Consider the following 14,455-nt stretch of genomic DNA (forward strand, 5'->3'; position numbering starts at 1 on the left):
CCGGAGCCTACGCAACGTCGCGCCCGTGGCCGGGAGGACCTCCCCGCGGTGGAAGACTGGGCGCGTGTTCGACCGCCTCGGCCGCCTCGTCACGCGGCACCCACGCTCCGTGGTCCTGCTGTGGACCCTCGTCTCGCTGGCCGCGCTGCTCGTGGCGTTCACGGGGCTGGGCGGCGACAGCCTCTTCGACCGGCTCCGCACGGGCGAGCCCACCGTGCCGGGATCGGAGAGCCAGCGGGCCCGCGAGATCCTCGAGGGGGACCGCGAGAGCGGGGACCAGGTCACCCTCCTCGTCGAGGGGGCCGACCTCACCGACACCGAGCGGACCGCCGCGATCGCCGAGGCCCTCGCCCCGGCACACGCCGATCTCACCGCCATCGACGGCGTCGACCAGGTCGTCGACGCCTTCCTCCTGCCCGAGGGGCTCGCCAACCCCGCCGCGGCCGGCCTCGTCTCGAGCGCGCAGGACGGCTTCCTCGTCGCCGTGACCCTGGACCCGGGCCTCGACGACGACGAGGCCGCGCTCGCCCACGACGCCGTCGTCGAGCGCCTCGAGCAGGTGCCGGCAGACCTGGCCGGCGTCGCGCCCGACGCCCGCGGGACGACCAGCTCGAACGAGATCATCGCCGGGGAGATCGTCGAGCAGGTCGAGGAGGACCTCGTCACCGGCGAGGCGGTGGCCCTGCCGGTCTCCCTGCTCATCATGGTGGTGGTCTTCGGTGGGTTCCTCGCGGCGAGCCTGCCGCTCATGGGCGCCGTCGCCTCGATCTTCGCCGGGCTGGGCGTCCTGCTCGTCATGAGCTACGGGGTCGACATCGACTCGTTCGTCATCAACGTCGTCACGGTCCTGGGCCTGGGCCTGTCGATCGACTACGGCCTGCTCATCGTCTCCCGCTTCCGGGAGGAGGCGCACCGGCTCGTCGGCGACGGCGCGGAACCGGTCGCGGTGCAGGCACGGCGGCGCCGGCACCGGCGCAACCCCCTCGTGGTGCAGGCGGTGCGCGCGACCGTGGCCACGGCCGGGCGCACGGTGCTCTTCTCCGCGGTCACGGTGGCCTTCGCGATCTCCGGGCTGCTGCTCCTGCGGCCCGACGTGCTGCGCTCGATCGGGGCCGCCGCCGTGGCCGTGGTGATCCTCGCCGTCTTCACCGCCGTGGTCTTCGTCCCTGCCGTCATCGTGCTGCTCGGGGAGCGGCTCCTGCGACCCTCCGCCCTGCGGCGGGTCCCCGGCCTGCGGGTGCTCGTGCGGGGACTGGGCGACGTGGCACCCGCGGAGGGCTTCTTCTCCCGGCTCGCCCGCGGCGTGCACCGCCACCCCTGGCTGGTGCTCATCGGCGTCGTCGCCCTCCTCGCGACGCTCGCCTCCCCCGTGCTGGGGCTGACGATGCGCAACTCCACCACCGAGCTGCTGCCCTCGGACTCCGACCAGCGCGACTACATCGCGGTCCTCGGTGAGGACTACCCCGCCGCGGCGGCGGCGGACGTCCTCGTCGTCGCCGACACCGAGGCCGCCGGCGCCGCGGGTCTCGCCGAGGACGTGGGCGGGCTGCCCGGCGTGACCGAGGTCCGCGGCCCGGTCCCGGTCGACGACCGCGCCGTGCTCGAGGTGTTCGTCGACGCCGAGGACGCCGGCGGGCCGGAGGCGACGACGGTGGTGCGGGACATCCGTGCGCTCGACCCCGGGTTCGAGACGTGGGTCGCCGGGCAGGCGGCCAACCAGGCCGACTTCAACGACGCCATCGTCGAGGGGCTGCCGCTGGCCGGTGGGATCATCGTCCTGGCGATCTTCGTCCTGCTCTTCCTCATGACCGGCTCGCTGCTCGTCCCGCTCAAGGCGCTGGTCATCAACCTCTTCTCCCTCGCCGCCTCCCTCGGGGTGACCGTGTGGGTCTTCCAGGAGGGCCACGGTGCCGACCTCCTGGGGTTCACGCCCGTGGCCGGCCTGGAGTCCTACGTCGTGGCCATCGCGGTGGCGTTCGGGTTCGGCCTGGCCATGGACTACGAGGTGTTCCTGCTCTCGCGCATCAAGGAGTTCTGGGACCTGGGCTACGACAACGACGCCGCGGTCGAGCACGGGCTGCAGCGCTCGGGCCGGATCATCACCTCGGCCGCCCTCGTGATCATCTCGGTGTTCGCGGGCTTCGCCGCGGGCGACCTCATCGTCATCAAGCAGGCCGGCGTCGCGCTGGCCCTGACGGTCCTCATCGACGCCACGCTCGTGCGGATGCTCCTCGTCCCCGCGACGATGACGCTGCTCGGTCGGTGGAACTGGTGGGCGCCCGCGCCGATGCGGGCCCTGTACGACCGGCTCAAGATCGTCCACTGACCGAGAGGCGCGCCGACCGCCTCGCAAGCCGCGCCGACCGCCTCGCGAGGCGCGCCGACCGCCGTCAGAAGCGCGAGGGGTCGCCCGCGCCCTCCCGCAGCACCTCGGGTGTCCCGGACGTGAGGTCCACGACCGTGGTCGGCGCCGCGTCGTCGACGTCGGCGTCCACCACGGCGTCGAGCAGGTGCCCGAGGTGCTCGGCGACCTCCCAGCCGGAGGTCATCGGCAGCTCCTCGCCGGGCAGGATGAGCGTGCTCGAGACCAGCGGCTCCCCCAGGTCGGCGAGGATCGTCTGGGTGATCCGGTGGTCGGGGATGCGGGCGCCCACGGTGTGCTTCTTCGGGTGCAACATCCGCCGCGGCACCTCCTTGGTGCCCCTGAGGATGAAGGTGTAGGGCCCGGGGGTCGCGGACTTGACGAGGCGGAAGGCGCGGTTGTCGACGATGACGAACTGCCCGAGCTGGGCGAAGTCACGGCACATGAGCGTGAAGTGGTGGGTGTCGCCGAGCTGGCGGATCGCGCGGATCCGGTCCAGTCCCGCCTTGTTGTCCAGGGTGCAGCCCAGGGCGTAGCCGGAGTCGGTCGGGTAGGCGATGACACCCCCGCCCCGCAGCGCGTCGACGACCTGCCCGACGAGCCGGGGCTGCGGGTCGACCGGGTGGATCTGCAGGGTGCGGGCCATGAGGGAAGTGTTCACCACCGCGGCGCGGCGTGCAGGTTCTCCAGCTCCGCGGCGACGGTGTACCCGAGGGAGAGGTACAGGGCCCGCGCGGCGTCGTTGTCGGCCCAGGTGCCCAGGTGCACCAGGCCGCTGCCCACCAGGGCGCGCCGGGTGACCTCGCTGGTCATCGCCGAGGCGACCCCGCGCCGTCGCCAGGCGGGATCGACCGCCACGGCCGAGAGGTGGACGCCGCCCGGGAGCGCCAGGGCGGAGAGCACGCCGGCGAGGCCGCCGGCGCCGTCGTCGAAGCCCACCCAGGTCCTCCTGGCGTCGTCCGCGCGCGCCTCGCGCTCGGGGTAGGCGCGGTCGAGCACCTCCTGCGCCCGGGCGGCGGCCGCCGGTCCCGGACCCAGGTCGCGCACCCGTCCGGCGTCGGGGTGACGTGGCGGCGCGGCGCTGCACGTGAGCCAGTCCCAGGGGCGGCCGGGCCGCAGGCCGATCCGCTTCCGTGCGGCGGGGTCGACGGCGTCCCACGTCCCGCGCGGGAGCAGCGCGCTGACGACGGCGGGAGCGCTCACCTCGGTCAGGAGCGCGGCGAGGTCGGCGGGCCGTCCCACGCCGACCAGGGCCGTGCCGCCCCCTCGCTCGACGTGCGCGACCGCCGGCGCGGGCGCGGCGGCGGCCGGGGACGTCGTGGCCCACACGTGGAGCAGGCGGAACCGCCCTGCGTTGGCGCGCCAGAACGGCCAGCGGTCCAGGACGTCCTGGCCGCCGGCCGTCAGCGGGTCCGTCCGTGCGCTCACGCCACCGGGGACGCGGGACCCCCGGGCGCCGGCTCGGCCGGTGCGTCCACGCCGGCCTCCTTGCGCTGCTCGGGGGTGATGGGCGCGGGCGCCCGCGTGAGCGGGTCGTACCCGCCGCCGGACTTGGGGAAGGCGATGACGTCGCGGATGGAGTCCGAGTGCGTCAGGAGCGAGACGATCCGGTCCCAGCCGAACGCGATGCCGCCGTGCGGCGGGGCCCCGAACTTGAACGCGTCGAGGAGGAAGCCGAACTTCTCCTGCGCCTCCGCCTCACCGATGCCCATGACCGCGAAGACCCGCTCCTGGACGTCGCGGCGGTGGATACGGATGGAGCCGCCACCGATCTCGTTGCCGTTGCAGACGATGTCGTACGCGTACGCCAGGGCCTCCCCCGGGCTCTCCTCGAACCGGTCGACCCACTCCGGCGTCGGGGAGGTGAAGGCGTGGTGGACGGCGGTCCAGGCGCTGTGGCCCAGGTCGACGTCGTCGTCCTCGCCCGTCGGCTTGAACAGGGGGGCGTCGACGATCCACACGAAGGACCACGCGTTCTCGTCGATGAGCCCGACCCGCCGGCCGATCTCCAGCCGGGTGGCGCCGAGGAGCGCCCGGGCGTCGGAGGCGCGGCCCGCGGCGAAGAAGACGTTGTCACCCGGCTGGGCGCCGACCGCCTCGGCCAGCCCCGTCCGCTCGGCCTCGGAGATGTTCTTGGCCACGGGCCCGCCGAGGGTGCCGTCCTCGCCGATCGTCACGTACGCCAGACCCTTGGCGCCGCGGGACCTGGCCCAGTCCTGCCACGCGTCGAAGGTCCGGCGCGGCTGCGAGGCGCCGCCCGGCATGACGACGGCGCCGACGTAGGGGCTCTGGAACACCCGGAACGGGGTGTCCTTGAAGTACTCGGTGAGGTCGGTCAGCTCCAGGCCGAAGCGCAGGTCCGGCTTGTCGGTGCCGTAGCGGCGCATGGCCTCGAGGTAGGTCATCCGCGGGATGGGGCGGTCGATCTCGTGGCCGACGAGGCGCCACAGCTCGGCCAGGACCTGCTCGGCAACGGCGATGACGTCGTCCTGGTCCACGAAGCTCATCTCGACGTCGAGCTGGGTGAACTCGGGCTGGCGGTCGGCGCGGAAGTCCTCGTCGCGGTAGCAGCGCGCGATCTGGTAGTAGCGCTCCATGCCGGCGACCATGAGCAGCTGCTTGAACAGCTGCGGCGACTGCGGCAGGGCGTACCAGGAGCCCGGCGAGAGTCGCGCCGGCACGAGGAAGTCGCGCGCCCCCTCCGGGGTGGACCGCGTCAGCGTGGGTGTCTCGATCTCGACGAAGCCCTGGTCGTCCAGGACCCGGCGGGCGGCCTGGTTGACCTTGGCGCGCAGCCGCAGCGCGTGCGACGGCGCCTTCCGGCGCAGGTCCAGGTAGCGGTAGCGCAGGCGCGCCTCCTCCCCCACCTGACCGGCGTCCTCGGCGTGCTCGGAGACCTGGAAGGGCAGCGCGGCGGCGGTGTTGAGGACCTCGACGTCGGCCGCGATGACCTCGATCCCGCCGGTGGGCAGGTTGGGGTTCGCGTTGCCCTCGGGCCGCCGGGCGACCTCCCCGGTCACCTGGAGGACGAACTCGCTGCGCAGCTCGTGGGCGACCGCCTCGTCACGGATGACCACCTGCGCGATGCCCGAGGCGTCGCGCAGGTCGATGAAGGCGACGCCGCCGTGGTCGCGGCGGCGGTCGACCCAGCCGGCCAGGGTCACGGTGGTGCCGATGTCGGAGGCGCGCAGGGATCCTGCCGCGTGGGTGCGGAGCACGGGGTTCCTTCCGGGTAGACGGGCGCACCGCTAGACGGGCGGGCGCTCCGACGATCCTAGTGTCGGCGGCCGGGGGTGCCAGGCCGCGGCGGCGACGTGCCGCGGGAGCCTCGGTTCCGTGTGTGCCTCGCTTCCGCGTGCGCCTCCGTTCCGCAGGCGCCTCCGTTCCGCGGGCGCCTCCGTTCCGCAGGCGCCTCGGCGTCCGTCATGATTCCCCGGTGAGCGAGCGGCGGCCGGCTACGGCGACGACGACGGGCGGCCCCGACGTCGTGCGGCTGCTCCTGGTCGCCTCCGTCTCGCTCATCACCCTGGTCGCGTTCGAGAACCTCGCGGTGACCACGGTGATGCCGAGCGTCGCGGCGGACCTCGACGGGCTCCGGCTCTACGCGGTGGCCTCCGGCGCGCCGCTGGCGGCGCAGCTCGTCGCGACCGCCGTCGGGGGCGCGTGGTCCGACGCCCGCGGTCCGCGCGGCGCGCTCGTCGGCGGGGTCCTGCTGTTCTGCGCGGGGCTGGTCGTGGCCGGCCTGGCGCCCGGCATGGAGGTCCTGGCCGCCGGCCGGGCCGTACAGGGGTTCGGCGGCGGGCTGCTCATCGTCCCGCTGTACGTGCTGGTCGGCTCGATGGTGCCGGCGCCGCGGCAGCCGAGGTTCTTCGCCGCCTTCGCCGTGGCCTGGGTGTTCCCCGGCCTCGTGGGTCCGGGGATCGCGGGGTTCGTCGCCCAGGAGTGGTCGTGGCGATGGGTCTTCCTCGCCGTGCCGGTGCTCACCCTCGGTGCCTCGGTCGTGCTCCTGCCGCTGCTGCGGCACCTGCCCGGTCAGCCCGACCGGCCCGACGAGGCCCGTCCGCGGGCACGGCGGCTGGTGGTCGCCGCCACCGGGGCGGGGCTCGCGGCGGCGGCCCTGCAGGTCGCCGGTGCCGACGGCGGCGCGGCGGGCCTGCTCCTCGCCGTCGCCGGGGGGGCGGTCCTCGTCCTCACGCTCCCGGTCCTCCTGCCGGCCGGGACGGTGCGGCTGCGCGCCGGGGTGCCCTCCGCCGTCGCGACCCGCGGGCTCCTCAACGCCACGTTCCTCAGCGCCGAGACGTTCCTGCCGCTGCTCCTCGTGCGCGAGCACGGGTGGTCCGTGGCCCAGGCCGGCCTGGTCCTCACCGTCGCGTCGGTCACCTGGGCGACCGGCTCGTGGATCCAGGGCCGGGTCAGCGACGAGGAGCTGCGCCGCCGTCTGCTCTGGGTGGGGCCGCTGACGCTCGCCCTGGGCACCCTCGTCACCGCCGGGGCCACGGTCGAGGGGGCACCGGGGTGGGTGGTGGTCGTGGGCTGGACGATCGCCGGGGGCGGGATGGGCCTGGTGTTCCCCGCGGTCAGCGTCCTGGTCCTCCAGCGCACGCCCGCGCACCGGCACGGCCGGATCAGCTCCTCGCTCCAGGTCGCCGACGCCCTCGGGGCCGCGCTGGGGCTGGCCGCGTCGGGCGGGCTGTTCATCGCGCTCGTGGGGCGGGGCGGCACGCTCGCGTACCTCGCTGGGCTCCTCCTCGCCGTCGTGGTGGCGCTCCTGGCCACGCTGGCGGGGGCACGGGCTGGGCAGCGCGGCGAGGACGAGACCGACGACCCGCCCGGCGGGTCCGAGCGGCGCGTCGCCGACGACGCGGACCTCCCCGCGGACGGCGCCCCGCTCCCGGGCGGCTGAGCAGCCAGGACGGGTGCGGGACCTTGTGCCCAAGGTCACCGCTGCTCGCTCCTGCGGTCTCGAGGGGCCTCCGGGTAGGCTGGGACCTCCTGGAGTGCTCTCCCGCCCAGGCCCTGAAGCGGATGTTGTCGCAACTGTGTGGGCCCATCGCGGAGGGCTCGCCGCCGACCTGGCGGTGCCGCCCCACTCCGTTCGACGATGGGTTTCCCCTGTGACGATGAACGACTTTGCCCTTTCGCGCCCCGAGGCGGCTGACGACGCCCTGTTCGAGGCGCTGGAGATCTCCGACGCCGTGGCGTCCGCCGACCAGGCCGGTGCTCCCGCCGAGGCCGCTCCCGCCGAGACCGCTCCCGCGGCGGCGGCACCGCTCGCCAAGGCGGCGGTGACCTTCGCCGACCTCGGCCTGCCGGACGACCTGCTCGCGGCGATCGAGGACCTCGGCTTCACGGTGCCGACCGACATCCAGGCCGAGGCCATCCCGGTGCTGCTCTCCGGCCGCGACGTCGTCGGCGTGGCCCAGACCGGCACGGGCAAGACCGCCGCCTTCGGGCTGCCGCTGCTCGAGGCGGTCGACGCGTGGGAGCGCTCGGTGCAGGCCCTGGTGCTCACGCCCACCCGCGAGCTCGCCATGCAGGTCTCGGACGCCATCGCGTCCTTCGCCCACCGCACCAAGAACCTCACCGTGCTGCCGGTCTACGGCGGCTCGAGCTACATCCCGCAGCTGCGCGCCCTCAAGGACGGCGCGCAGGTCGTGGTCGGCACCCCCGGCCGCGTGATGGACCTCATCGAGCGCCGCAGCCTGGACCTCTCGGGCGTGCGGTTCCTCGTCCTGGACGAGGCCGACGAGATGCTGCGCATGGGCTTCGCCGAGGACGTCGAGCAGATCGCCTCCCACGTCCCGGCCGGCCGCCGCACCGCGCTGTTCTCCGCCACCATGCCCGCGGCCATCAAGCGCGTGGCCGACACCCACCTCACCGACCCGGTGCGCGTGGCCGTCACCCGGCCGGCGTCCACCACAGCCACCGTGCGCCAGACGTACGCCGTCGTGCCGTTCCGCCACAAGGTGGGTGCGCTCGCCCGCGTGCTGGCCACCACCGAGGCCGACGCGGCGATCGTCTTCGTCCGCACCAAGGGCACCGTCGAGGACGTCGCCATCGAGCTCGCCGGCCGGGGGATCTCCGCCGCCGGTCTGTCCGGCGACGTCCCGCAGAAGGAGCGCGAGAGGCTCGTCGAGCGGCTGCGCAACGGCACGCTGGACGTCCTCGTGGCCACCGACGTCGCTGCCCGCGGCCTCGACGTCGAGCGCATCGGCCTGGTCGTGAACTTCGACGTGCCCCGTGAGGCCGACTCCTACGTCCACCGCATCGGCCGCACCGGCCGCGCCGGTCGGACCGGGACGGCCCTGACCTTCCTCACCCCGCGTGAGCGCGGGCAGCTCCGCCAGATCGAGAAGCTCACCGGCTCCACCCTCGAGGAGGTCACGCTCCCGACGCCGGCGGACGTCTCCGCGCACCGAGCCGGCAAGCTCTTCGGCCAGGTCGCCGAACGCCGCGGTGCCGGCCGCCTGGAGATGTACCGCGAGGCGCTGAGCGCGCACGTCGAGGAGACCGGTGCCGACCTGCTCGAGGTCGCCGCCGCTCTCGTGGCCCTGTCCGTCGGTGACGAGGGTCCGCAGCGCCGTGACGACGAGGACGACCGCCCGCGCACTCGTCGCGAGGAGGCCGTGGACGACGAGGGCACCTTCGTCGCCGCCCGCTTCGACGAGGGCCACACGTCCAAGCACGGGACCCGCGGCCCGGCCGAGCGTGGCGGCCGCCGCCAGCGCATCGCCGGTACCCGCTACCGCGTCGAGGTCGGGCACAAGGACGGCGTCCAGCCCGGCGCGATCGTCGGTGCGATCACCGGTGAGGGCGGCCTGCGCGGCTCCGACCTGGGCAAGATCGACATCTTCCCCAGCTTCTCGCTCGTGGAGATCTCCGGGGACCTCTCCCCCGAGTCGGCCCGTCGCATCGGGGCCGCCAAGGTGGCCGGCCGGCCGCTGAAGATCCGCCCGGACGACGGCCCGCGCGCCGCCCGGCCAGCGAAGCGGGAGCACGACCGTCCCGAGCGTCGGCCCTCGCGGCCGGTCGGCCCCGCCCGCCGCCCCCGCTGAGCCGTCGGCACCGGTCCCGAGCTCTGCTCGTCTGGTCGCTCGTAGCAGCCACCTGAGCAGACTCGTCGAGGGACGGACGGCGCCCGGCACGACGACGAAGGCCCACCCGACTGGGTGGGCCTTCGTCGTCGTGCCGGGGCGGTCCGTGCACGGACGCCGCTGGTTGCGAAGCGCGAGCCTGCAGATTCCGACACCGCGCCGCCGACGCCCGGTCCGGCAGTGTCAGCGCGCGAGCGACGTCAGCTCGCGCCAGAACCGCGCGAAGTCGGCGAGCTCACCCTCGAGGGGCTCGACCACCTGCTCACGCACGGTCGCGGCGACCACCTCGCGCAGGCGTCGGGCCACCCGGCGGGACCGCCTGCGCGCCCCGACACGCGCGGCGACGCCGCCCACGAGCGCGAGCAGCAGTCCCACGACCACCCCGCCGCCGAGCAGCACGGTCGGCCACGGCAGCGGGCCGGCCACCGGGGTCTCCGGCGCCGGGAGCTGGAGGTAACCCATCACAGCGAGCGCCGCCAGCCACAGGCCGCCGGCGATGGCCGCGGCGAGGAAGAGCCACTGGAGGAACCCCAGCACCCGCCACCAGGCGGGGCGCCGGGTCTGCTCGAGCTCGGCCGCGCCGACCTGCTGGTCGAGGGAGTCCACGAGCGCCGGTACGCGGGCCTCGGTGTCCTGCAGGACGTCCGCCCGCCAGGAGTCCGGCAGGTGCCGCGTGGCCGTGGACGCCATCGCGTGCGCGGCCGAGCGCACCGCGGCCTCCTGCACCGGCGTCGGTCCGGGCAGGGAGGTGCGCGCCAGGCGCGCCTCGGGCGCCTGCTTCTCCAGGTGCAGGCGGCGCATCGGGTCCGGCCGCAGCCGGGCCAGCCAGCGCACGGGGGGCCAGCCCACGTGCCGGCGCGCGGCCCTGACGTAGCTGCCGCGGACGGCGTCCTGCACGGCGTCCACCCCGGCGGCGCGGGCCGCGGCCTCGATGAGCCGGGCGCTCTGGCGCGGCTCCACGCCCGTCACGGGCTCCCCGTCCGGGGTCACCTCGGCGGCGCGGAGCAGGTGCGCCGCGGCCGTGCGCACGTCCGCGGCCAGGCGCAGCTGGGCGGCCCGGGTCGAGGCGACGACGGAGTCGATCCGCTCGCGCAGCTCGGCCACCCCCTCGCCGGTGCGTGCGGAGACCGGCAGGACGGGCACCCCGCGCAGACCGTCGCGCGCGAGGATGCCCGCGAGGTCGCGGAGGATCCCCTCCCGCTCCCCCGGCTCGAGGGTGTCCACCTGGTTGAGGACGACGACGGTGACGTCGGCGTGCGCGGCCATCGGGGCGAGGTAGTCGCGGTGGACGATCGCGTCGGCGTACTTCTGCGGGTCCAGGACCCACACAAGGACGTCGACGGCCGAGGCCATGCGCGAGGCGATGCGGCGGTGGTCCTCCGCGGTGGAGTCGATGTCGGGCAGGTCGAGGAGCACCAGCCCGTCCGGGCTCGCCGTCGACGCGCGCCGGGCGGGCAGACGGCGCAGGGCCGCGTCGGCGTCGGCGGCTCCGTCGCCGGCACGGGTACGGTCGGGCACGCCGAGCCAGTCGAGCAGGTCGCCGGCGTCGTCCGGGCCCCACACCGCCGCCAGCGGCCGGGCCGTCGTGGGCCGGGTGGCCGCGACCCGCGAGACCGGCCGCCCGACGAGGGCGTTGAACAGCGAGGACTTCCCCGACCCCGTCGCGCCGAGCAGGGCCACGACCGTCCGGCCGGCGGCGAGGTTCTGGCGCTGGTCGGCGCGCAGGACGAGGGACCGGGCGCCCTCGACGACGTTCGAGGGCAGGTGCGGCTCACCGATGCCGACGGCGGAGCGCAGCGTGGCGAGGTCCTGCGGGAGCGTCGCGGCGTGGTCGACCTCGCGGCGCCGGCGGAGCATCGCGCTCACAGGCCCGCCTCCGCCCGGCGGGCGGCCCGCACGGCGGTGACCGCCGCGCCGATCCGGTCCGTCGCCGACGGGTCGATCTCCAGCGTGGCCAGCGCCTGCCGGTACGCCTCGGCCTGGTCGGCGAGGAACTGGCCGGCACGGGTGTGGAGGTCGTCGCGGGCGTTCTTCGTCATCTTCCGCACCGCGTCGTCACCGAAGACCGCCTCCAGGAGCTTCTGCGCCACGACGGCGGTGCCGCCGGCGATGGCGATCTCGGCGCCGGTCAGGCCGGCCGTCGAGGCGAACATGACGATCATGAGCGCGATGCCCAGGCCGTTGACGCCGAAGGAGAGCATCCGGGCGGTGAACCGCTTGTCGGCGCCCTCGTCCCGCACCATCGCCAGCAGCCCCGACTGCCAGCCGCGCACCTGCGCGGAGGCGGCGTCGTAGAGCTCGGCCTCGGGGGCGAGGGACGCGGTCGCGGTGGCGAGGACGCCGCGGGCGCCCGGCTCGCGGCGCCACGCGTGGTCGACGTCGGCGGCGGCCCGTTCGGCCTCGGCCACGAGGACGGTCTGCAGACCCGTCTCGATGGCCTCCTCGACCTGCTCGGTGGGGACCGGCCGGCCCCGGAAGAAGCTGCCGATCCGGTCGCGCAGGCGGCCCACCTGGGCCTCGACGGACCGGAAGAACTCACCGGTGCCGACGAACTCCTGCCACCGGGCCAGGACCTCGCCGCGGAGCATGGCCCCGTCGGCGGTGGCGGTCATGATGCGGTGGTGCGCCTGGGCGTAGGCCTCGTCGACCCGCCCGGCGAGCTGGACGAGGGCGGCGGTCTGGGCGTGCGTGCCCTCCGCGACGAGGGTGGCGCGGCCCAGCGCGGCGTCGACGGCGCCGCCGAGGGTCTGACGCGCGACGGAGGCCCGCGATCCGGCGTCGGCGGCGATGCCGTGCAGCCACCCCTGCAGGGCGGCGACGTCGGCGCCGGGGAGGAGGCCGTCCGGGCCGAGCACGGTCTCGCCGATGACGAAGAGCGGGGCCCGGCCCAGGCCCTCCTCCTCCAGCCGCTCGGCCAGGTCGTGGCGCACCTCGGCGCTCACGCCGGCGGGGACGCGGTCCAGGACGACGGCCACGACGATCCGGCGGTCGGCGGCCTCGGTGAGCAGCGCCCACGGGACCGCGTCGCCGTAGCGCGCAGCCGTCGTGACGAAGACCCACAGGTCGGCCGCCGCGAGGAGCTGGCCGGCGAGCTGGCGGTTCTCGCTGACGACGGAGTCGATGTCCGGGGCGTCGAGCAGTGCCAGGCCCGGCGGCAGGGCGGCGGAGGCCCGCAGCTCGATCTCGTGGCCGGCCGTCCCCGTGGCCGGGCTCGGCGGGGCGCCCGGTCCCACGTGCACGCGGGCGAGGCCGGGCAGGATCCGGTCGTCGGTGAACCAGGCGGCGTCGTCGGGGTGGTGGACGAGGAGCGGCCGGCGGGTGGTGGGGCGGATCGCGGAGGCCGCCGTGACCTGCTCGCGCAGGAGCGCGTTGACGAGGGTCGACTTCCCCGCCCCGGTGGACCCGCCGACGACGGCGAGCAGCGGCGCCTCGAGCTGCTCGTAGCGCGGGATGACGTAGTCGGAGAGCTGGTCGAGCACCTCCTGGCGGTCCTGTCGCGCGAGCGCGGCGCCCTCGACGTCGAGCGGCAGGTGCACGCCGCGCAGGATCTCGCGCAGCTCGCCCAGGGCGCCGAGGACCGCGCGAGCGCCGTCGCCCGTCCCCGAGGGCAGGGTCAGGCTCATCGGGCCGCCGCGGGGTCGGCCCGGACGACGCGGGGCAGGAGGTCGTTCTCGGGCGGGGCCCAGGTGCCGGCGTCGGCCGGGACCTGCTCGCCCGAGCGGATGTCCTTGACCTCGTCGCCGTCGGCACCGGGGAACCAGACGAACGGGATGCCGCGGCGGTCGGCGTAGCGGATCTGCTTGCCGTACTTGGCCGCCACGGGCGCGACGTCGGTGGGGATCCCCCGGGCGCGCAGCCGGCGGGCCACCCGGTCCGAGCCCCGGCGGTGCTCCTCGTCGGTCACGGCGACGAGGACGGCGCTCGGCACCGGTCGCGTCGCCGTCGCCAGGTCGTCGCGCAGGAGCCGAGCCAGCAGCCGGGAGACCCCGATGGACAGGCCCACCCCCGGGTAGGTGCGCCGGCCGTCCGAGGCGAGGGAGTCGTAGCGTCCCCCGGAGCAGATGGAGCCGAGGTCCTCGTGGCCCAGGAGCGTCGTCTCGTAGACGCTGCCGGTGTAGTAGTCGAGCCCGCGCGCGATCTTCAGGTCCGCCACCACGGTGCCCGGGGAGAGCTCGTGCGCGGCCTCGAGAAGGGCCACGAGCTCACCGAGGCCCTCGTCGAGGAGGGGCGAGCGGGCCCCGAGCGCGAGGACCTGGTCGGCGACCGAGGCGTCCGTCCCGGAGATGTCGGCCAGCTCGAGGGCGTGCGCAGCCTGCTCCGGCGTGGCGCCGACCTCGTCCATGAGCAGCCGGGCGACACCTTCGGGGCCGACCTTGTCCAGCTTGTCGATGGTGCGCAGGGTCCCCTCGACGTCCTCCAGCCCGATGGCCTCGTAGAAGCCCTGGGCGACCTTGCGGTTGTTGACGCTCACCCGGACAGGAGGGATCGGCAGCGCCGTGAGGGCCTCGGCCATCACCAGCGGCAGCTCGACCTCGTAGTGGAAGGGCAGGGTGTCGGCGCCGACGACGTCGATGTCGGCCTGCGTGAACTCGCGGAACCGGCCGTCCTGAGGGCGCTCGCCTCGCCACACCTTCTGGATCTGGTAGCGCTTGAAGGGGAACGCGAGCTGTCCGGCGTGCTCGAGCACGTACCGGGCGAACGGGACGGTGAGGTCGAAGTGCAGGCCGAGGCGGCGCTCGGCGTCGACCTCGCCCGCGTCGTCGGACTCCTCCTGGAGGCGCTGGAGGAGGTAGACCTCCTTGGACGTCTCACCCTTGCGCAGCAGCTGGGACAGCGGCTCGACGGCGCGCGTCTCGATGCCGGCGAACCCGTGGAGCTCGAAGGTGCGGCGGAGCGAGTCGAGCACGTGCTGCTCGACGACCCGGCCGTCGGGGAGCCACTCGGGGAAGCCGGAGAGGGAGGACGTGCGTGCCATGGGCCTGATCCTTCCATCCCCGCC

The 14,455-nt window shown here is 75.1% G+C and carries 9 protein-coding genes; 3 read left to right on the top strand and 6 right to left on the bottom strand.

Features of this window, described 5'->3' with window-relative positions:
- Positions 1 to 64: 64 nt before the first annotated feature.
- Complete coding sequence (locus tag EDD32_RS14990; protein WP_246006157.1) at positions 65 to 2,326, top strand: MMPL family transporter; 2,262 nt, start codon at positions 65 to 67, stop codon at positions 2,324 to 2,326.
- A gap of 64 nt (positions 2,327 to 2,390) precedes the next feature.
- On the opposite strand, the gene EDD32_RS14995 is transcribed toward EDD32_RS14990, so the two are convergent.
- From EDD32_RS14995 to aspS, 3 genes are read right to left on the bottom strand one after another with little or no spacing between them, the layout of a single operon-like run.
- Positions 2,391 to 3,008, bottom strand: a complete 618-nt coding sequence (locus EDD32_RS14995) for an L-threonylcarbamoyladenylate synthase (RefSeq protein ID WP_123918736.1) — start codon at positions 3,006 to 3,008, stop codon at positions 2,391 to 2,393.
- Between the two features lie 11 nt (positions 3,009 to 3,019).
- Positions 3,020 to 3,790 carry a GNAT family N-acetyltransferase gene (locus EDD32_RS15000; RefSeq protein WP_123918738.1) on the bottom strand — a complete coding sequence of 257 codons (771 nt, stop codon included), beginning with the start codon at positions 3,788 to 3,790 and terminating at the stop codon, positions 3,020 to 3,022.
- Positions 3,787 to 5,580: an aspartate--tRNA ligase gene (aspS, locus tag EDD32_RS15005; RefSeq protein ID WP_123918740.1), complete on the bottom strand. Its 1,794-nt coding sequence runs from the start codon at positions 5,578 to 5,580 to the stop codon at positions 3,787 to 3,789. Before aspS ends, EDD32_RS15000 begins: the two co-directional genes overlap by 4 nt.
- Before the next feature lie 218 nt (positions 5,581 to 5,798).
- On the opposite strand from aspS, the gene EDD32_RS15010 reads away from it, so the two are divergent.
- Entirely contained in the window at positions 5,799 to 7,265 is a 1,467-nt protein-coding gene (locus EDD32_RS15010; RefSeq protein WP_123918742.1) for an MFS transporter, read from the top strand.
- A 217-nt stretch (positions 7,266 to 7,482) separates the two neighbouring features.
- Positions 7,483 to 9,417 carry a DEAD/DEAH box helicase gene (locus EDD32_RS15015; protein WP_123918744.1) on the top strand — a complete coding sequence of 645 codons (1,935 nt, stop codon included), beginning with the start codon at positions 7,483 to 7,485 and terminating at the stop codon, positions 9,415 to 9,417.
- 222 nt (positions 9,418 to 9,639) lie between these two features.
- On the opposite strand, the gene EDD32_RS15020 is transcribed toward EDD32_RS15015, so the two are convergent.
- From EDD32_RS15020 to hisS, 3 genes are read right to left on the bottom strand one after another with little or no spacing between them, the layout of a single operon-like run.
- Positions 9,640 to 11,313, bottom strand: a complete 1,674-nt coding sequence (locus EDD32_RS15020; protein WP_246006309.1) for a GTPase — start codon at positions 11,311 to 11,313, stop codon at positions 9,640 to 9,642.
- A gap of 5 nt (positions 11,314 to 11,318) precedes the next feature.
- Positions 11,319 to 13,079, bottom strand: coding sequence for a dynamin family protein (locus EDD32_RS15025; RefSeq protein ID WP_123918748.1), 1,761 nt, complete (start codon positions 13,077 to 13,079; stop codon positions 11,319 to 11,321).
- On the bottom strand, positions 13,076 to 14,431 hold the full coding sequence (hisS, locus tag EDD32_RS15030) for a histidine--tRNA ligase (RefSeq protein ID WP_123918750.1): 1,356 nt from the start codon (positions 14,429 to 14,431) through the stop codon (positions 13,076 to 13,078). Before hisS ends, EDD32_RS15025 begins: the two co-directional genes overlap by 4 nt.
- Between the last annotated feature and the right edge of the window lie 24 nt (positions 14,432 to 14,455).

The sequence above is a fragment of the Georgenia muralis genome, from assembly GCF_003814705.1.
Classification (GTDB): Bacteria; Actinomycetota; Actinomycetes; order Actinomycetales; family Actinomycetaceae; genus Georgenia; species Georgenia muralis.